The organism is Psychrobacter sp. NPDC078501, assembly GCF_044900935.1.
GTDB lineage: Bacteria > Pseudomonadota > Gammaproteobacteria > Pseudomonadales > Moraxellaceae > Psychrobacter.
The window spans coordinates 17922-36216 of the sequence record NZ_JBJDOS010000004.1 but is presented as its reverse complement, the minus strand read 5'-3'; the positions used below and the strand labels follow the sequence as shown (position 1 = coordinate 36216).

General features: G+C 43.7%; 15 protein-coding genes and 2 pseudogenes. 9 read left to right on the top strand and 8 right to left on the bottom strand.

All coding sequences use genetic code 11. The annotated features are described in order from the left end of the window. The first annotated feature begins 1 nt into the window (after position 1). The 3 genes from ACI2IW_RS08370 (at position 2) to ACI2IW_RS08360 (ending at position 2992) form a co-directional block, all read left to right on the top strand. The gene (locus tag ACI2IW_RS08370) at positions 2–658 is read left to right on the top strand and encodes a methionine ABC transporter permease (RefSeq protein WP_404693523.1); all 657 of its coding nucleotides are present in this window, start codon (positions 2–4) and stop codon (positions 656–658) included. A gap of 170 nt (positions 659–828) precedes the next feature. Beyond that, the gene (locus ACI2IW_RS08365; protein ID WP_404693349.1) at positions 829–1806 is read left to right on the top strand and encodes a MetQ/NlpA family ABC transporter substrate-binding protein; all 978 of its coding nucleotides are present in this window, start codon (positions 829–831) and stop codon (positions 1804–1806) included. A gap of 337 nt (positions 1807–2143) precedes the next feature. Further along, a complete protein-coding gene (locus ACI2IW_RS08360) occupies positions 2144–2992 on the top strand; it encodes an aldo/keto reductase (RefSeq protein ID WP_404693348.1) in 849 nt (282 codons plus the stop codon). 96 nt (positions 2993–3088) lie between these two features. On the opposite strand, the gene ccmE is transcribed toward ACI2IW_RS08360, so the two are convergent. From ccmE to ccmA, 5 genes are all read right to left on the bottom strand, one after another. Continuing rightward, a complete protein-coding gene (gene ccmE, locus ACI2IW_RS08355) occupies positions 3089–3589 on the bottom strand; it encodes a cytochrome c maturation protein CcmE (protein ID WP_404693347.1) in 501 nt (166 codons plus the stop codon). A gap of 244 nt (positions 3590–3833) precedes the next feature. Beyond that, positions 3834–4055, bottom strand: a complete 222-nt coding sequence (gene ccmD, locus ACI2IW_RS08350) for a heme exporter protein CcmD (protein ID WP_160023571.1) — start codon at positions 4053–4055, stop codon at positions 3834–3836. A gap of 16 nt (positions 4056–4071) precedes the next feature. Next, entirely contained in the window at positions 4072–4860 is a 789-nt protein-coding gene (ccmC, locus tag ACI2IW_RS08345; protein ID WP_404693346.1) for a heme ABC transporter permease CcmC, read from the bottom strand. Between the two features lie 272 nt (positions 4861–5132). Beyond that, positions 5133–5840: a heme exporter protein CcmB gene (locus ACI2IW_RS08340; RefSeq protein ID WP_404693522.1), complete on the bottom strand. Its 708-nt coding sequence runs from the start codon at positions 5838–5840 to the stop codon at positions 5133–5135. 84 nt (positions 5841–5924) lie between these two features. Beyond that, the gene (gene ccmA / locus ACI2IW_RS08335) at positions 5925–6554 is read right to left on the bottom strand and encodes a heme ABC exporter ATP-binding protein CcmA (protein WP_404693345.1); all 630 of its coding nucleotides are present in this window, start codon (positions 6552–6554) and stop codon (positions 5925–5927) included. 162 nt (positions 6555–6716) lie between these two features. On the opposite strand from ccmA, the gene ACI2IW_RS08330 reads away from it, so the two are divergent. The 3 genes from ACI2IW_RS08330 (at position 6717) to ACI2IW_RS08320 (ending at position 9759) form a co-directional block, all read left to right on the top strand. Beyond that, on the top strand, positions 6717–7826 hold the full coding sequence (locus tag ACI2IW_RS08330; protein ID WP_404693344.1) for a hypothetical protein: 1110 nt from the start codon (positions 6717–6719) through the stop codon (positions 7824–7826). Positions 7827–7856: 30 nt separating this feature from the next. After that, entirely contained in the window at positions 7857–8717 is an 861-nt protein-coding gene (locus ACI2IW_RS08325; RefSeq protein ID WP_404693343.1) for a hypothetical protein, read from the top strand. A gap of 127 nt (positions 8718–8844) precedes the next feature. Next, positions 8845–9759: a histone deacetylase gene (locus tag ACI2IW_RS08320; RefSeq protein ID WP_341610465.1), complete on the top strand. Its 915-nt coding sequence runs from the start codon at positions 8845–8847 to the stop codon at positions 9757–9759. A gap of 32 nt (positions 9760–9791) precedes the next feature. Here the strand turns inward: ACI2IW_RS08320 and ACI2IW_RS08315 are convergent, their stop codons facing one another. The 3 genes and pseudogenes from ACI2IW_RS08315 to coaBC all read right to left on the bottom strand — a co-directional run. Then, a complete protein-coding gene (locus ACI2IW_RS08315) occupies positions 9792–10574 on the bottom strand; it encodes a TSUP family transporter (RefSeq protein ID WP_404693342.1) in 783 nt (260 codons plus the stop codon). 80 nt (positions 10575–10654) lie between these two features. After that, a pseudogene (locus ACI2IW_RS08310) lies at positions 10655–11158 on the bottom strand (phosphopantothenoylcysteine decarboxylase); the annotation flags it as partial. Between the two features lie 108 nt (positions 11159–11266). Next, positions 11267–12064, bottom strand: a pseudogene (coaBC, locus tag ACI2IW_RS08305) (bifunctional phosphopantothenoylcysteine decarboxylase/phosphopantothenate--cysteine ligase CoaBC); the annotation flags it as partial. A 128-nt stretch (positions 12065–12192) separates the two neighbouring features. Between coaBC and radC the strand changes: the two are divergent. From radC to ACI2IW_RS08290, 3 genes are all read left to right on the top strand, one after another. Then, positions 12193–12876, top strand: coding sequence for a DNA repair protein RadC (gene radC / locus ACI2IW_RS08300; RefSeq protein WP_404693341.1), 684 nt, complete (start codon positions 12193–12195; stop codon positions 12874–12876). A 349-nt stretch (positions 12877–13225) separates the two neighbouring features. Further along, positions 13226–16156 carry an acyl-CoA dehydrogenase gene (locus ACI2IW_RS08295; RefSeq protein ID WP_404693340.1) on the top strand — a complete coding sequence of 977 codons (2931 nt, stop codon included), beginning with the start codon at positions 13226–13228 and terminating at the stop codon, positions 16154–16156. A 524-nt stretch (positions 16157–16680) separates the two neighbouring features. Beyond that, a complete protein-coding gene (locus ACI2IW_RS08290; protein WP_101206037.1) occupies positions 16681–18057 on the top strand; it encodes a dicarboxylate/amino acid:cation symporter in 1377 nt (458 codons plus the stop codon). Positions 18058–18295: the final 238 nt, after the last annotated feature.

The following is an 18295-nucleotide window of genomic DNA, read 5'->3' as shown; positions in this document are numbered from 1 at the left end:
TATAGACAAGCTACTTGTGTTACGCAAAGAGATCGTGAGCGCGTTTATTGATACGTTTGTGATGCTCGGTATTTCAACCACGGTAGCAATCGTCATCGGTGGACTGTTTGGCGTATTCTTGTTTTTGTCTAGTGATCGACAGTTTTTGCAAAACAAGACGTTGTACGGTTTGCTTGGCGGTATTACCAACTTTATGCGTGCCTTCCCTTTCGTGATTTTGATGATTGCGATGAGTCCGTTTACCAAGGCTATCGTTGGTACGGGTATCGGACCGATCGCTGCATCCCTCGTACTTGCTATCGCTGGTTCGTTTTATTTTGCGCGTTTGGTTGAGCAAAATTTACGTGAAGTGCCGCGTGGTATTATCGAAGCCACTGAATCGATGGGTGCACGACCTTTTACCATTATTAAAGTACTACTTAATGAAGCTCGCTCAGGTTTAGTATTGTCAGTCACTATTCTTTGTATCAGCTTGCTCTCTTATTCAGCGGCGGCTGGTATGATTGGTGGTGGCGGTTTGGGTGATTTGGCCATTCGTTATGGCTATTATCGCTATCAAACCGAGGTAATGATTTTTATCGTGATTGTATTATCAATCATGGTCGTCTCGATTCAAGCCTCTGGTAACTGGCTCGCCAATCGTTTAGACAAACGTTAAACCGCTTTAGAGAATACTTGACTTTACGAGCGACTAGGTTTATTTTTGGCAACACTCAACCCTTATCTCAGCTCTTACAACAAAAGCAGCATTACTATTTATAATGTTGCTTTTTTAATGTTCAGACGATAAACGTTTTACTCAATCCCATTCATTATTAAGGACATATTATGAAATTAACAGATATCAGCCGTCAGTTAGCTACCGCATTTGCTGCTGTTGGTGTATCAGGTCTAGTCTTAGTTGGTTGCAGCAATTCATCAGCACCAGAAGCGACTAAAGAGCCAGTAACCGAAGGTACCACTGCAGAAACTGCCGCTAGCGATATCGATCCTGATCATACCAAAATCGTTATCGGTACGACTGAAGGCGATTTTGCTGATATGGTTCGTAACCAAGTAAAGAGCACGCTTGAAGCTCAAGGTTATGAAGTTGAGTTGATTGCTTTTACTGACTATGTCCGTCCTAACCTTGCATTGGCTGAAGGTGATTTGGATATCAACATCTTCCAGCACAAGCCTTATCTTGATAATTTCAAAAAAGAAAACAATCTTGATCTAGTAGAAGCATTCCAAGTACCAACGGCACCACTTGGCATTTACTCAGGTAAAAAGACCAGTCTTGATGCTGCATTTAAAGGTATGAGTGTCTCTGCACCAAACGATCCTAGTAACTTTGCACGTGCTTTGGTTATGATGAACGATCTTGGCTGGATCAAATTGAAAGATAACATCGATCCATTGACAGCATCAAAAGCGGATATCGCTGATAACAGCAAATACGAGATCGAAATCGTTGAGCTAGAAGCTGCTCAATTACCACGCGCACGTGATGAGGTTGACTTCGCGGTTATCAACGGTAACTATGCTACTGACTCTGGTATCAAATTGACCGAAGCCTTGTTCCAAGAGCCAAGCTTTGCTTATGTAAACTGGTCAGCGATCAAATCTGCTGATACTGGTAAGAAATGGGTTGAAGATGTGACCAACGCTTATAACTCAGAAGCTTTCAAAAAGTACGCTCATGAAACGTTCCCTGGCTACAAGTACCCAAAAATCTGGGGTAATGACCATAGCGCCCATATGGACACTGCTGCTAAAACTGAAAGCGCTGACGCTCCAGAAACTGCAGAAGCAGCTGCTCAGTAAGACTTTAAATCAAAGTACCTAGTTTTTTAGGTGTTATGATTAATAGAAACGCCCATTACTTAGAGTGATGGGCGTTTTTTTGTCTTTTATTCTAGGAATGCTGTTTTCCAATAGGTTATCAAAATACTAACTGAGTATTAAATAATTATTAAACAACTATCAAAAATCACGTTACAGCCTGTTTGCCCTTTGTAGGAAACCGTCACTCACGCTTTCACTTGTCCTTGGTTTTTCCTATAGTGGACAGGCTCAATAGTAATTTACTCGTTAGTCCATACTATTGATGACATTTAAAATTGGTAAAAAATTATAAGATACACATAACAAGGATAATAATATGAGCGCTAAAAACTACAATATTCGTACCGCTGGACAGGCAAATATCCCAATCCTAGGCCTAGGTACTTGGCAGTCAACAGGACAAGAATGCGTAGACGTGGTCAAAAAAGCGTTAGAAATGGGGTATGAGCATATCGATACCGCTCAAGCTTATGGCAATGAAAAAGAGGTTGGCGAAGGCATCAGACAATCAGGCGTGGCTCGTGATAAGTTCTTTTTGACTACCAAGATTTTTCCAGATGATATGAAGTTTGAACCGGAAAAACTGGTCGCAGCAGCGAAACGTTCTTTGGAAGACTTGGGTACAGATTATGTCGATCTGTTGCTACTGCACTGGCCTGATGACCGCGTGCCGTTATCTGAGACCATTCCTGCGCTATGCGAACTCCAAAAGCAAGGTTTGACGCGTCATATTGGTGTTTCAAACTTTAATATTACTAATATCATTGAGGCCGAGAAATATGCTGATGTGCCTATCGTCGTGAACCAAGTAGAGTTTCATCCGTTCATTAAGCAAAACACATTGCAGACCTTTTTGAATAATCATCACATTCTGCTAGAAGCTTACTCGCCATTAGCGCGTGGTGATGTATTTGATAACGAAGTAATTAAAGAGATTGCAGATAAGCATAACGTAACACCAGCACAAATCTCATTAGCATGGATCTTATCAGACAAGCATCGTGTGGCTATTCCAAAAACATCTAACCCTGATCACTTGCAAGGCAATCTAGATGCCATCAAAGTTGAATTAAGTGCAGATGAGTTAAAAAAAATCGGCAACCTAGCCAGCTCTGACGGTCGCAAAATTGAACATCCTGACTATAGCCCAGTATGGGATGACTAATCGAGTTAATAAGTATGATTAGCGAAACACCACAGCGCAATAAAAAGCCACCGATAATCGGTGGCTTTTCTCATATGGTATGAAAACTTATAATCGTTACTGTTGTAGCGTTCCGGTCTCATGAATCTTTTCAGCAGGATTATACTGTTCAGAAGTAGGTATCGCTCCGCTGCGATTATTTTCTTTCATAGATTTAGCAACTTCTGGTGGCATATAGTTTTCGTCATGTTTAGCCAATACTTCACCAGCGACAAAAGTATCGCCCTGCATTTTACCAGTGGCAACGACGCCTGAGTTTTCAGCAAATAGGTCTGGCAGAATACCTTGGTAAGTCACGGGCACAGTTGATTGAAAATCAGTAATCGCAAACTCAACATTTAATGGATTGTCTGCTGCACGCTGCACACTACCTGCAACCACCATACCACCAGCACGAATACGTTTGTCTTGAGGCGCTTCGCCTTGGGCAATAGCGGTTGCATCAAAGTAGTAGTCAGTTTGCTGCCCGATGGCATAGATAACCAACATAACTGCTACTGCCGCACCTGCCAGCGTAAACATAACCCACGTCAGTTTTTTCCGACGAACTGCATTCATACCACTACCCCATTAATGAGTCACTATTTTATAAACCATAATCAATCTATAAAACAGAAAATTTTGAAGAAACTACCATTAGAAAAACGTTCTAAAAATGTCTTTCTAATCGTACTCTTCTAATCGCTATATGGTAGCATTTTTCAGACAAATCAATAAGCCTTATCACTGCCTATAAGGTCATATTTTTGTCAGTGTAAGGATACGGTTTCTTACGCTAAAACCATGATATTAAGATGATTTTTTATTCAGCTTGTTTGGTCACAGGCGTTGAGGTTTTGGTCGTTCGCTGTGCTTGACGCGCTTGCTGGATAGTCAGCTGTTTAATAAGTGACTGTCGCTGTCTGCGGCTATAGATAATAAATGCCAACATCACACCGATCGTTATCGCCCAGCACGACCACACAAAAACCCCATGCTTACCCATGGCGAAAAACTCAGATACGCTATAAAAGTAAGGCTGCATAGTATTTTCCTAGCCGTTATTTGTGTTGACCACGAATGTATTCTTTGACCCACGCTTTGCCTTGATCACGGTATAAAATCAGCGTGTTAGTACGATAAATCGCTAATGTCGCAACCAGTAAATAGCTGCCGATAATCATCAGTAGCAAGGGCATCCACATATCTGCCGACATCTTCGGTGCGGCGGTCAAACTAAAGGTCGCGCCCTGATGCAAGGTATTCCACCATTCTACTGAGTACTTGATAATAGGTAGGTTCACTGCGCCCACGATAGATAAAATAGCAGCTGCTTTACCGCGATTGGCCGTATGCTCAAAAGCGGCAAACAGAGCCATTACGCCTGCGTATAGAAACGCCAATATCAGCATTGATGTAAGGCGTGCATCCCACACCCAGTAAGTACCCCATGTTGGCTTTGCCCAGATAGAGCCTGTAAGCAAACTGATGATACACAGTAAAAACCCCATCGGGGCAAGTGCCTGCGCGACCAAACTGGCTGTCTTAATCTTCCATACCAAATAAATTACCCCCAAGACCGCAAGGGAAAAATAGATAGAAATGGCAAGACTGGCCGCTGGAACATGGATAAAGATAATGCGATAGCTATTACCCTGAAGATAATCAGGCGGCGCAAAAGCAAGGCCCCATACGCTACCGATGAGCAAACAGAGACTGGCTAGTATCGCTAACCACTTGACCCAAGGGCTAAAGATACGAAAAAACTGCTTGGTACCCACAGTGGTCAAGAAACCCTGCCAAATGCGCTGCCACAAGCTAGGGGATGAGACGTTATTCAGGTTGGGCATGGGAAGAAACCTATTACACAGCTTACTGGCGATAAAGAGTACTGTCTACTAAAGCACCACTATCAACTCACCCGCTGGCGTTAAACACTGGATAGAATCTACAAAGAGCTGTTTACGTATTCAATTGACTATTATAGCAAAATTGCCAGTTTTCACCACGATGTTAATACATGTGATGCAGATAGCTAGATTTCGATGGCTAGGTTTAGATAACTGGGCTTAAATAATCAAATTTCGACAACTGGACTTTAGGATTGCAACAAGCAAATCGTTTAATTGAGCCATGACATTTTTAAAGTTGTAGCAATCACCCAAGGCATAACTAAGACAGAAACAATACTTCCTGCTAGTAATAAGGCTAAAATAGGTAAACCATTCAGCCCAGAGGCAAATAAATCAACCGCACCCGTAGCAAAAATCAATACTGGCAACTGCATCGGTAAAGCAATCAAAGGCACCAATACTGCCCCATTCTTTAACGATAGCGTCAAACTACTGGCCACTGCTGATAGCATTAAGAGCATCGGGCTACCTGTCACGATAGAAGCCATCAATATCCACGCTTCAAACCAACTAAGCTGAAACAACGGCACGGCAAGCAAGCTAAGCGCTGCCACAATACCACTGCTAAAAATCCAATGAATGACCAGTCTAATCAGCACCCATAGCGGTAGTGACGCTTTGGCCACGACCAATTGCGCAAGCGTACCATTATCAAGCGCAGGCTTGAACAATCCATCAACACCCATTACCAGTGACAGCAATGCAGCAATCCACACTGCTGATACGCCCAGACGCTGTAATATCGCAGGCTCACTACCGACTGCCAACGGAAACAAAGTAATAATCACTAAGAACAGTACCAACGGATACAACCATTGTACCGCTCCTTGCTGCTTGACTTGCCATTCGCGGCGCCACAGCTGAAGGAAGCCAATACTGCGAGGTGCTACGACAATAGCATTTGTACTTTTATTCATGGCTGCTACTGATCCTACTTGTATTGGACTGTCTGTCATTATTTGACCTTGCACATATATTAATGGTACTGATATCAATCAAACTTATACCATGTAATCTGACAAATCGAGCACTTGATTGGCGACACCGACTGCTTGATGGCTGGTCATTAGTATCGACCCGCCAGCCTGTGCAAATTCGCATAACCGCGCTTCCATACGCGCCACCATATCGACATCTAACGCCGTGAAAGGCTCATCAAGTAACCAGAGCGGTGTCACATCAGGAGTTAACAAGTACAATCGTGCCAGCGTGATACGCCGCGTTTGTCCAGCGGACAGGTGACTTGAGCTGATCGTTTCAAACCCTTGTAGACCAACCCATGTGAGCGCATCAGCAATATCAGTAGCGCTTGGCGTAATGCCATATAAGTTCAGTAGAAACGTCAGGTTTTGTGCTACTGTCAAATTCGGATGAATGCCTAACTGGTGCGAGACATATAAAGGCTGGATAGGCAGGCACGATTGTCCTTGATAAGTAACTTCACCTGACAAAACAGGTAACAATCCAGCCAATTGCATGAGTAACGTGGTCTTTCCCGTCCCATTTGCCCCGATTAGATGGCAAATACTACCCGCAGATAGCTGCAACGCAACTCCTTCGCACAGCGGTATCTCACCACGCTGAACCATCAGCTCATCAAGTGCAAGTAAAGGCGTATCCAAAACCGTCATCAAAACCTCTGGTTATTTATCAAGCAGCAGTCAATATTCATCACAAACAAAGGTAATGTTCGTGGCATAATACCCTATGCTCGCTACAAACACACAGTATAACAAATTGTCGATTACTCTGACTTCAAAAAGTACGACCTCAAAAAAATACGACTTTAAAATATGACTTCAAAACCTATGCCGACTTCACAAGATAGCCAAAAACCTAATACTGCTGCAGAAACTAAAAATTACAATGCAGACACTAGCTTGTCAAAACAGCCATCAGCCAGCCGTTTGACAGTAGATAGCTTGATCGATGCTCAAGTCAACTTTATGCAGCAGTGGTTGCACAATCAAGCTGAGCCGCTAGCGATGGAAGCTTGGCAATGGTTTGGTGCGCAGCCTTTAAGCAAATATATTACCTGTGATCATTTACAGCAGCTGATGAAAGACTGGCTGTTAAATCAGCCGATGACTGAGGTGATGCGTACCGATATCCGTGATATTTTGCACACTGTTATTTATCATCCAGTCAATGACAACGTACCTTTGTCTGAGCTGGTCGATGATGCCCAAGTCGAAACGCTGGCCAACTATATCGGTAGCCATGAGCAGCAGCGCAACATGTTGATTCATACGTTGGTCGGTAACGAAACCTTTGCGGATTTATTGACCCAAACACTCTATCACGCTATCAACGACTTTATGGAAAGCACCCTCGATAAAGCAGGTGGCGTTGGTAAATTGATGAAGCTTGGGCGCAGCTCTTTTGAAAAGGCGACCAACAGAAACCTCGATGAAAAACTGCAAACCTACTTGCATCGCAATATCAAAGATTTGACGCGCAAAGCCGAAGCCAACGCCCAAGAGCATTTATCAAATGAAGAGGTTGCGCGCCTAATGGTCATGGGCTGGGATCGCATCAAAAACCAACCGATTAGCGAGCTGCAAACTTACTTAAGCGATGAGCCTGGTAATAGTAGCATCGACCATATCGAAGCCAGTATCCAACAAAGCTACAACCGCCTGCGACTGTCACCATATCTGCACAGCTTAGTTTCGGCAAGCATCGACACTTGGTATGCCAATCATCAGGCTGACACGATGGCGACCATCGCTGCGAGTTTGCACATTGACGAAGCTGCCATGAAGCAATGTAGTACGGCTCTACTGCCTATCGTGTACGATGCTCTTGAGACGCCTTGGTTGACGGCTCATATTCGTGAAATGCTAGCAGCGTTTTATGCACAGCCTGCTATCAAAGAAGGCTTGGCATTCACTCACGATTAATTTATAACCCTTACTTGTCAGCATACTATTATGAGTCAACGCAATAAACTCAGCTTGTGGCAAAAAATCAAACGGTTACTGACTGCTGCCGCACCGCAGTCAGTCGTCGATGCTGCAAGCGAGCAAAGGCCTGCATCACTTGCTGACAGCGAGATTAATAATACAAAAAATATATCGGCTGATATTTCTAATATCAGTTCTCAAGTTACTGATAGTGGTGTCTCTGATATCTCTCATGAATTAGAGGCGAATCAAGGCAATGAACAGGATAACCCTCAAGCACAAGCACAAGCACATACATCTCAACTCAAAACCGATAACTTAAAAACCGATAGCGCAAATACAGAACCTCAAAACCAAAGTGACACGCCTATCGTCGACTGCTTAAAGCAATACTTCAATGACAAACAATGGCACTACACGCATTATCGACCCAAAACCAACGACAGCCAAAAATCGCATCATTTATCCTTGAGAATGCGTCATAAGCAAATAAACTGTGGCTATCTGTTTCGGGTGCAAGAAAAAAACAAACTATTAGCCATCTACGGCATCTTGCCATTTTTGATACCAGAAAGCCATCAAAGCGCCGCGATGCTACTCATCACCCAAATCAACTATGACATGCTAGTCGGTAATCTAGAGATGGATGTTAACGATGGTGAGATACGCTACAAAAATGCTATCGATGTCGAAGCAGTTGGTATAGATAATGAGATTATTGAGCATTTACTGCAAAGCGTGGTTGCGATGACCACGGTCGCCAACGAGCTTTTTGGCAATTTGGTTAATAATCAAGACCCTGCCGAAGACATGCAAACGCTACTTGTCGAGCTACGTCAACAGTCAGACGCGCGCACGTTCTTTTTACCAACTCAGTTTGTTCAATAACTCAGTTTGTTCAATAGTTCAGTTCGTTAGATAAACTGGTTTTTCAATCAAGCCATAATCCGCGATAGCTGATACTTATCTCTTTATTTTTCTATCCAAAAACCATCAATACTAAGCTAGAAATCTTATGCTAAAAATTGCCTACTCTGACGTCTTTCGCTATTCCGTGCCAGAAAAACACCGCTTCCCCATGCAAAAGTACATTATGATTCCTGAGCGTTTACTGGCAGAAGGGACTATTAGCCAAGATAACTTCTTTGCCCCTGCTCGCTTAAGCGAAGATGAGATTTTGACCACGCATACTGCAGAATACTGGTATCAGCTTAAAACTCAAACACTGCCGCGCAAGGCTGCTCGTGCGATCGGATTTGAGATGACGCCGCAGTTGGTAGAGCGCGGTCGTTATATTGCTCATGCAACGTATGAGTGCGCGCTATATGCTCAGCAATATGGCGTGGCTATGAATGTTGCAGGCGGCACCCATCATTCCTTTGCTGGTCATGGAGAAGGGTTTTGTGTCTTCAATGATGTTTGTATCGCTAGCAACTTACTACTAAATCGTGGACAGGCAAAGAAAATTTTAGTGATCGATTTGGACGTTCATCAAGGCAATGGTAACGCCAGTATCATGGCAGATGAGCCACGCGTTTTTGTCTTTAGCATGCACGGTGCAAAGAATTATCCGTTTCGTAAGCAAGTATCAGACTTAGACATTGAGCTAGACAACGATACTGGCGATGCTGAGTATTTACAGATATTAGAAGACACGCTGCCACGTTTAATCGCTGAAGTTGCGCCAGATATGATTTTTTATCAGTCTGCAGTCGACGTGCTCGCTACCGATAAGCTCGGCAAACTTGGTTTGACACAAGCAGGGTGCAAGGCGCGTGATGAATATGTACTGCAGCAAGCAAAAGCCGCCAATATCCCTGTCGCTATCGTGATGGGTGGCGGCTACTCAGAAGATATCGAAGATGTGGTCGAAGCGCATTGCAATACCTTTCGTTTGGCACAGCAGATATTTTTTGAGGAATTGGTCTAATAAAATATCGCTGAAAAGGCTTATATCTTTAGCTATAACAATGCGGTAATACCTTGCCAGCCAACGCGTATTCCAAGCACGATTAAAATCAATAAAATAAGCTGACGAAAACGCGCTTGCGGTAAATAGCGACGCAAACGGATTCCAACTAGCAGTATGACTATAGATAGCACACTTAAAAAAGTAATCAGCTGCCACTCACCACTACTCAGTGCCATGATAGGCTCACGCAACACGATAATTTGAGCAATCTTTCCTAAGAAATAGCACATGTTACCGACTTTGGCGATGGTGTTTTTATCGTCACTGGCAGACAATAAATACATCATCAGTATGGTCGACATTGCATTGGTCGAGCCGCCAATCACGCCTGCACCAAAACCAACGGCAATTAACATAGGCTTGGTGTTTGGTAGACGGATTTGTTTGCCGAGTAAGCTACTCACAACGTAGAAAGCAATGACCGCGGCCAACAATAAGAGAATATAAGCGCTATCGACCCATAGCAAGAGTTTCGCACCTAAAATACTGCCTAGTAAGCTAGTAAGCGCAAGCAACCAATAGCGTCTGCCGTAGTAGATAAAGTTTTGCCAAATGGTGCGTTCACCGCCTACTAGCCAGGTCATCACATTAACGACTAGCGAGGGAAAAATCACTAACACAATGGCGTGTTGCAATGGGTACATACTAGCAAGCGCAGTGGTCGTCACTAGCGTTGCGCCAAGTCCGCTAATACCATGCAGCAGTGAGGCAAGCGCAAAAATAATCGTCAGCACTAGCATCTGAGTGCTATCGTTACCAGCTATATTCATCATATCGGTCACACCATTTGAGGCTCAGCGTCTGTATCTACACACTATCTACATGCTAGCTATCAGATTTAGCGCCTGTAGCTCTAACTATCTTTACGTTGACCGATTGCTTGACCGATGATGCTAGCTAGTTGCTCAGCAATTTTATCTTTACTGGTCTTCTCAAGTGTTACCGCGTCACGCTCATAGCGCTCAGAGAAAAACACCTGCATCGCATTGTCATCACTAGCAAAACCAATATCTGCACGTGAGACATCATTACAGGCAATCATATCCAAATCTTTTGCGACCAACTTACCACGGGCATAACGTTCAACATCTTGCGTCTCTGCGGCAAAACCAACGACAAACAATGCTGGATGCGCAAGAGAAATCGTCGCTAGAATGTCAGGGTTTTTAACCAGACTGAGCGTCATGGCATCTTGTGTCTTTTTAATTTTTTGCGGCGCAGCTTCTTCCGTACGATAATCTGCCACTGCTGCGGTCGCGATAAAGATATCTGCTTTTACAAATTGGTTGTCATCATAAGACTGTAGCGAGTCATTGTTGTCATTATGGTCGCTTACATCATCATCATCGCAACCACAGTCGCCATGATGGTGTTCGTGAGAATGGGTATGAGAGTGATCGTGCATATGCTCATGAGAATGGTCATGCTCATCTTCAAAGACTAATTGAAGCTCGCTATGCGTCCCTTCCACACATTGCTGCGCGGCTATCAGCATATCTTCGGCAGACAGCACATCGATTCGTGTGACATTGAGCGGCGTGGGCAATGCCACTTTACCACCAGCTATTAAGACAACGTCTGCACCAGCAGCCACGCAGGCACGTGCCAATGCAAAGCCCATTTTTCCTGAAGAGTGATTAGACAAATAACGCACAGGGTCAATCGCTTCTACGGTTGGACCCGCAGTAATGACTACTCTTTTTCCTGCCAGTAATTGCGGCGTTGTATTCATCGCTATGAACAGTAACACCTCATCCAATAACTGCTCAGGCTCAGGCAATCGTCCTGCTCCCACATCACCGCACGCTTGCTCACCGCTAGCTGGTTGGATAATTTGATAATTCATATCGCGCAATGTTTGCACATTTAGGTTGACTGCTGGATGCGCCCACATCTGCTGATTCATGGCAGGCGCAATAATGACAGGCGCAGTAGTGGCCAGACACACTGTGGTCAATAAGTCATCAGCCATACCCATGGCCAGACGCGCAAGCGTATTGGCTGAAGCAGGTGCAATCACGATTAAGTCGGCCCACTTGGCCAGCTCAATATGCCCCATGCCTGCCTCGGCTTGCTCATCGAGCAACGAGACATGCACCTCATTACCCGTCAATGCTTGTAGCGTCAGCGGTGTGATAAATGCTTGTGCACCCGTCGTCATGATAACGCGCACATCAAAGCCTGCCTTAACTAACAAGCGGGCAAATATAGCAGATTTATAAGCGGCGATACCGCCAGTAATAGCAAGCACAATATTGGACATAAGCGTGGCATCAACAAAAAAGTGAAAAGATAAAATTGCGCTTATAGTAACAATTATGAGATAAATTGGGTAAGATTTTCCGTATCTATCTCAGATAACGAGTATCAACCCATTTTCAAGGAGTGACAATGGCGATCAAAGACTGGCACGAGGATGACAGGCCACGCGAAAAACTTTTAAAATTTGGTGCAGCTCATTTGTCTGATGCCGAGATACTGGCCATATTTTTGCGCACCGGTACTCAGTCTCAATCAGCGATTGAATTAGCGCGGCATTTGATTGATCAGTTTGGTAGCTTAGCCGAGCTATTAGCCGCCCCTCAGAAGACGGTTCTTGCCTGTCATGGTATGGGCCCTGCAAAGTACGCCCAAATATTAGCCTCACTTGAGATGGGTACGCGCTATCTGGATAGTCAGCTCAAAACTGGACAAGCACTAGGACGCTCACAAGCGGTCAAAGACTATATCAGTACTCAGTTGCGCGGTGAGCATCGTGAAGTATTCGCAGTACTCTGTCTGGATAATGCCCTCAACCTTTTAAACTTTGAAATATTATTCACGGGGGGCATCTCATCATGTTCTGTCTGTATCAAGCACGTACTGCGGCATGCACTAAGCCACGCTGCTAGCCAACTTATCATCGCCCACAATCATCCTTATACCGATGCCAAACCATCAACGGCAGATAACTTACTGACCTATGAGCTAAAAAAAGCCTGTGACCTATTAGATATCTCGCTTGTCGATCACATCATCGTCGGACGTAACAACACTTTGTCTTATGCCGAAAGCTGCCTTGCCCCTTTTGGTTAGCTCTTTGACAAGTTTTCGATAATAGCTGGCTACGTGTTCCAACTAGACATATGACTAACCTGCAAACAATTATGTTTGATACATATCATCGACAGAGCGTAGCATTTTGGCTCTTGATAGTTATCGACAACTGTTTCATATTAGTAGCCATTCTTGTCATTTATTTGTCAATTACTTACTAGACCGTTAATACTAGTACTTAAGAGACGTAGAACCGAGCATTTATGGATTAGCAAATCATTCGATTTACTTGTAAGACAGTAAGTGGCAAGACAAAAAATAATTATAGTTAGCTTATTCACTTACGTACTTTTCGCATTTCTTATTCAGCGCTTTAAAGGAGATAGTCATGGCAATTGGCTTGTTTATTTTGGCAGTCATCATTCAGTTAGCCGTGGTCTTGGCCATCTTTTTGTTGTCCTTATCACGGGTCACCGGTAGCATCGTCGCCCTGATTACAGTTATCGTCACCGCAATTATCAGCCCATGGTCGCTCATTTTGGGTATACCAATGGCACTACTGTGCTTGGTCTTACTCGTTGCACCGCTTCGCCAATCGTTAATCACTAAGCCTATTTATAAGGCGTTGGGCGGTGCGATGCCGAGTATGAGTGATACAGAGCGTGAAGCGCTTGATGCGGGTACTAGCTGGTGGGAAAAAGAGCTGTTTATGGGTGCGCCGAACTGGGATACCTTTGCCAATTATCCTTATCCGCAGCTTTCAGAAGAAGAGCAGAGTTTCATCGATAATGAAGTAGAAACTTTATGTGCCATGCTTGATGAATGGCAAATCCAGCATAAAGATAAAGATTTATCACCTGAGGCATGGCAATTTATCAAAAGTAATGGCTTCTTAGGTTTAATCATTCCAAAAGAATTTGGCGGCTTAGAATTTAGCTCTTATGCGCAAAGTCGTGTAATGAGCAAGATTGCTTCGCGCTCGCCGACTGCCGCTGTGACCTGTATGGTTCCCAACTCGCTCGGCCCTGGTGAGCTATTGATGCATTACGGTACGGACGAGCAAAAGCAGCGCTGGTTGCCAGGTCTTGCCAAAGGTGACGAAGTACCTTGTTTTGGTTTGACTGGCCCTGAAGCGGGTTCTGATGCAGGCGCCATTCCTGATACAGGTGTGGTCTGTTACGGTATGCACGAAGGCGAGCAAGTGCTTGGCCTGCGCATGAACTTCTCTAAGCGCTGGATTACCCTAGCACCTGTCGCCACTGTGGTTGGTTTAGCGTTCAAAATGCACGATCCTGAAGGTCTGCTTGGCAATCCTCAAAAGACCGATTACGGTATTACTTGTGCCCTTGTTCCAGCTAACCACGAAGGTGTGGTAACAGGACCACGTCATAATCCAATTGGCTCACCATTTATGAATGGTACAGTCGATGGCAAAGACGTCTTTATCCCATTAGATTACATCATCGGGGGTGTCGAGAACGCTGGTCGCGGCTGGCGTATGCTGATGGAATGCTTGGGCGTTGGTCGAGGTATCTCTCTACCCGCTCTGTCGACATCAGCCAGTGAAATGACCTATCTGTCTGTCGGGGCATTTGCCAAAGTTCGCGAACAGTTCAAGATATCCGTAGGTAAATTTGAAGGTGTACAGGACGCTACTAGCCGTATGGCGAGTAACACTTATATGTTAGAAGCGTTCCGTCATTTGGTCACTTGCGGATTAAACCAAGGTGGCACGCCATCAGTCATGACTGCCATGGCCAAATACTATGCGACTGAAACCATGCGTAGCGTCGTCAACGACGGTATGGATGTGGTCGGTGGTCGTGCTGTACAGATGGGGCCACGTAACTTCTTAGCAACACCTTATCAAGCGATTCCTGTTTCTATCACGGTTGAAGGCGCCAACATTTTGACCCGCTCGCTCATGATCTTTGGTCAAGGTGCGATGCGTTGTCATCCTTATTTATTCGACGAGCTTCAGTTACTACAAAGCGAAGATAAAGCTGCTGCTACTGAAAAGTTTGATATCCTTTTCTTCAAGCATTTGGGTTACACATTTAACCGTGGTGCAAAAGCCTTTGTCGCAGGTTATATCGGTGGCAGCGATAAGGCGCCGAGTTTCGCCGATAGCTTTACCCGTCCCTATTACAAACATATCAATCGTCTCAGTGCGAGCTTTGCCCTAACTGCTGATATGGCATTAGGACTACTAGCAGGAGACTTAAAACGTAAAGAGATGCTCTCTGGTCGTTTAGCAGATATCCATAGTCATCTATTTATTGCGACTGCTATTTTGCAGTTCTATGAGTATGGTAGCAAGTCAGAGTCTGAGCGCTTACATGCTGAAGTTGCGCTACAAAACAGCTTGTATACGATTCAAGAAGCCTTTGTGTCATTCTTCGCTAACTTCCCTAATCGTATGGCAGCCAATGTGGTTAGCTTTGTGACTTTCCCAAGTGGACGTATCTTTGCGCCAGCAAGCGATGAGTTGAAACGCCAGTTAGGTGATACTTTCATGGATGATTTTGCAGCCAACCCGTTCCGTGATTATCTAAAAACGATGGTTTATTACAATACCGATGCAGACGATGTGACTGGTCGTATGGAACATGCTTATCAGACCTTAATAGAGATTGAACCGTTGTGGCAGAAGTTCAAAAAGGCAGAGCATCAAGACAGCTTTGAAGGTCTAACCTTTGAAGACCATGTGGTACACGCCAGTCAAAATGGCGGCATTACTGAAGAAGAAGCAGAAGTGCTGATTCAATATAATGCCATGCGTTTTGATTCATTATTGACTGATACGTTTGACGAGCATCTATCGGAAGCGCTAGAACGTGACAATCCGCATGCGCTTGAAAATGCGGTTCATCAACTGACTGATTACGCACAGCTAAAAAGACAAGCTCAGAGTAAAAACGGTATCGCTGTGGATACCGATGCATCTGCCGTTGATGAGCTAGCCACTAACGAACCAACTATTAACGATCTAGACAGTCCTGCAAATACAGAAAACCATACTGGCGATGCCAATCCTAATCATGGTTATGAAAGTGATGGCGATGTAGAGTTGGTCAGTGAGCAAAATACTATTAAAGAAGTAAATTCGCAGACAGATTTTGAAGAGTCAGAGCCTGAGAGAGAGGCACTCGATCATCGCCATCGTGATGCTGAATCACATCTTAACGAGCGTATGGGCAATAATCATAATCGTCATATTGCACCACCTGATGAGATTAATACTGAAGTAAGTGATAATAGTATCAAACCTTTAGAACACCAATCACCCTTATCACGCGAAGAAGACGATAAGGTTTAATGGTCTATTCTGTTTTTGATATTGCTATTAGAAACTGAGTATTATTAGATTTTATAGTAAAACTTTCACTTTTTATTAGCCAGACTATCTATCAACGATAGTCTGGCTTTTTTTGGTCTGTTGAAAATTTTAAGCTTAATTAATCATATGAGTCTTATTCTTTTCTTTACATTTCGATAATTTGAAATCAATGGTTCAATATCAATAGTTTGACATATTCACTTACCCTAAAAACTCTTTCATGAATATTTTGTTTCATATGGGAAACAAACCGTTTAGAATAAATATTGACTATATTATGGGCACATAGTTATAACGAGGAATGTACATTTAGAATAAAATCAGAAAAAAATCTTGCAGTGCCCTTAGCTATTCTTTTATATTGTCCACGAAAATGTGACATCGAGCGACAATCACGGGAACTTAATAGTCATAACAAGCTTTGTAGTAAGGCTGATAAGTACAATCATGTTGACTAATGAACACTTACTATAAAGCTGTTATGCACACAAAGGATATGAATTATGTGGAAGAATTTGGGACTGACGGGCAAGATCATTGTTGCCATGGTGCTCGGTATTGGACTGGGCCTATTTCTAAACTACTCAGGATTGAACGGCGAAGGTGGTTTTGTTAACACTTACATCACCAATGGCTTCCTTGCCATTGTTGGTAAACTATTTGTCAACTCGCTAAAAATGTTGGTCGTACCTTTGGTGCTTATCTCACTGATTTGCGGTGTATGCGGTATTGGTGATATTCGCCTACTTGGACGTATTGGTACCAAAACGTTCATTATTTATATGATAACCACTGCACTCGCTATTGCGACTGCAATTGGTCTTGGCTCGTTATTCGGTATCGGTAAAGGCATGAATATCGGAACGGAAGCCGAGTTTGAAGCAGCGTCAGCGCCGCCTCTACTTGATGTGTTCTCTAACATTATCCCATCGAACCCCATCAGCGCGATGGCAAATGGCGATATGTTATCGATCATCTTCTTTGCTATTTTGATCGGTGTCAGTATCTTGATGGTAGGTAAACCTGCCAAAGGCTTAGTGCAGAGCCTAGAGCTAATCAACGAAGTTATCTTAAAGATGGTCACGATCATCATGAACCTTGCACCATATGGTGTATTTGCGCTATTGACCAAAGCAATGGCAGAGCTAGGTTTAGACTTGATTTGGTCACTACTGGGTTATGTCGCGGTATTGGTCGGTTCATTGGCCTTCCACTTCTTTATCACCATGATGATTGTACTTAAAGTATCTTCAGGCCTGTCTATCAAGACGTTCTTGGCAAAAATGCGTGAAGTACAAATCTTTGCTTTTAGTACCTCAAGCTCAAACGCGACGATTCCTATCACCTTGCGTACGGTTACCAAACGTATGGGTGTAAACAACTCAGTTGCGTCGTTCACTGTTCCTTTTGGTGCTACCATCAATATGGATGGTACGGCTATCATGCAGGGTACGGCGACCATCTTTATTGCCAATATTTACGGCATTGATTTGGGCGTGACTGAATACTTAACCGTCATCTTGATGTCAGTACTGGCATCTGTTGGTACGGCTGGTGTACCTGGTGTTGGTCTAATCATGCTGTCTATGGTATTTGCTCAAGTGGGTCTACCAATCGAAGGTATTGGTCTAATCTTGGGTGTGGATCGTATCCTTGATATGTTACGTACTGCTGTAAACGTCGGTGGTGATGCTGCTGTTACTACTATCGTGGCAAAATCAGAAGGCAAAATGGATTTGGCTATTTACAACGATCCTAACGCTGGTGCAAAAGACGTATTTGATGGTCATATCGATGAAGACAATGAGCGTGAATTCTCGGAAGTCTTTAGTGATGGCATCATGGGTAGTGAATACGATGATGTTGATCGTCGCCGCTAACCCACTCCTGCTAGATAGAAGTGCATAAAATAAAAAACCTCAGTCAAATTGGCTGAGGTTTTTTTATGATCAGTAATCAGTAATCAGTAATCAGTAATCAGTAATCAGTAATCAGTAATCAGTAATCAGTAACCAGTAACCAGTAACCAGTAACCAGTAACCAGTAACCAGTAACCAGTAACCAGTAACCAGTAACCAGTAACCAGTAACCAGTAACCAGTAACCAGTAACCAGTAAC

Coding starts and splice junctions, on each gene's coding strand:
- ACI2IW_RS08365 (WP_404693349.1), top strand. CDS start 829: ATGAAATTAACAGATATCAGCCGTCAGTTAGCTACCGCATTTGCTGCT.
- ACI2IW_RS08360 (WP_404693348.1), top strand. CDS start 2,144: ATGAGCGCTAAAAACTACAATATTCGTACCGCTGGACAGGCAAATATC.
- ccmE (WP_404693347.1), bottom strand. CDS start 3,589: ATGAATGCAGTTCGTCGGAAAAAACTGACGTGGGTTATGTTTACGCTG.
- ccmD (WP_160023571.1), bottom strand. CDS start 4,055: ATGCAGCCTTACTTTTATAGCGTATCTGAGTTTTTCGCCATGGGTAAG.
- ccmC (WP_404693346.1), bottom strand. CDS start 4,860: ATGCCCAACCTGAATAACGTCTCATCCCCTAGCTTGTGGCAGCGCATT.
- ACI2IW_RS08340 (WP_404693522.1), bottom strand. CDS start 5,840: ATGAATAAAAGTACAAATGCTATTGTCGTAGCACCTCGCAGTATTGGC.
- ccmA (WP_404693345.1), bottom strand. CDS start 6,554: ATGACGGTTTTGGATACGCCTTTACTTGCACTTGATGAGCTGATGGTT.
- ACI2IW_RS08330 (WP_404693344.1), top strand. CDS start 6,717: ATGACTTCAAAACCTATGCCGACTTCACAAGATAGCCAAAAACCTAAT.
- ACI2IW_RS08325 (WP_404693343.1), top strand. CDS start 7,857: ATGAGTCAACGCAATAAACTCAGCTTGTGGCAAAAAATCAAACGGTTA.
- ACI2IW_RS08320 (WP_341610465.1), top strand. CDS start 8,845: ATGCTAAAAATTGCCTACTCTGACGTCTTTCGCTATTCCGTGCCAGAA.
- ACI2IW_RS08315 (WP_404693342.1), bottom strand. CDS start 10,574: ATGATGAATATAGCTGGTAACGATAGCACTCAGATGCTAGTGCTGACG.
- radC (WP_404693341.1), top strand. CDS start 12,193: ATGGCGATCAAAGACTGGCACGAGGATGACAGGCCACGCGAAAAACTT.
- ACI2IW_RS08295 (WP_404693340.1), top strand. CDS start 13,226: ATGGCAATTGGCTTGTTTATTTTGGCAGTCATCATTCAGTTAGCCGTG.
- ACI2IW_RS08290 (WP_101206037.1), top strand. CDS start 16,681: ATGTGGAAGAATTTGGGACTGACGGGCAAGATCATTGTTGCCATGGTG.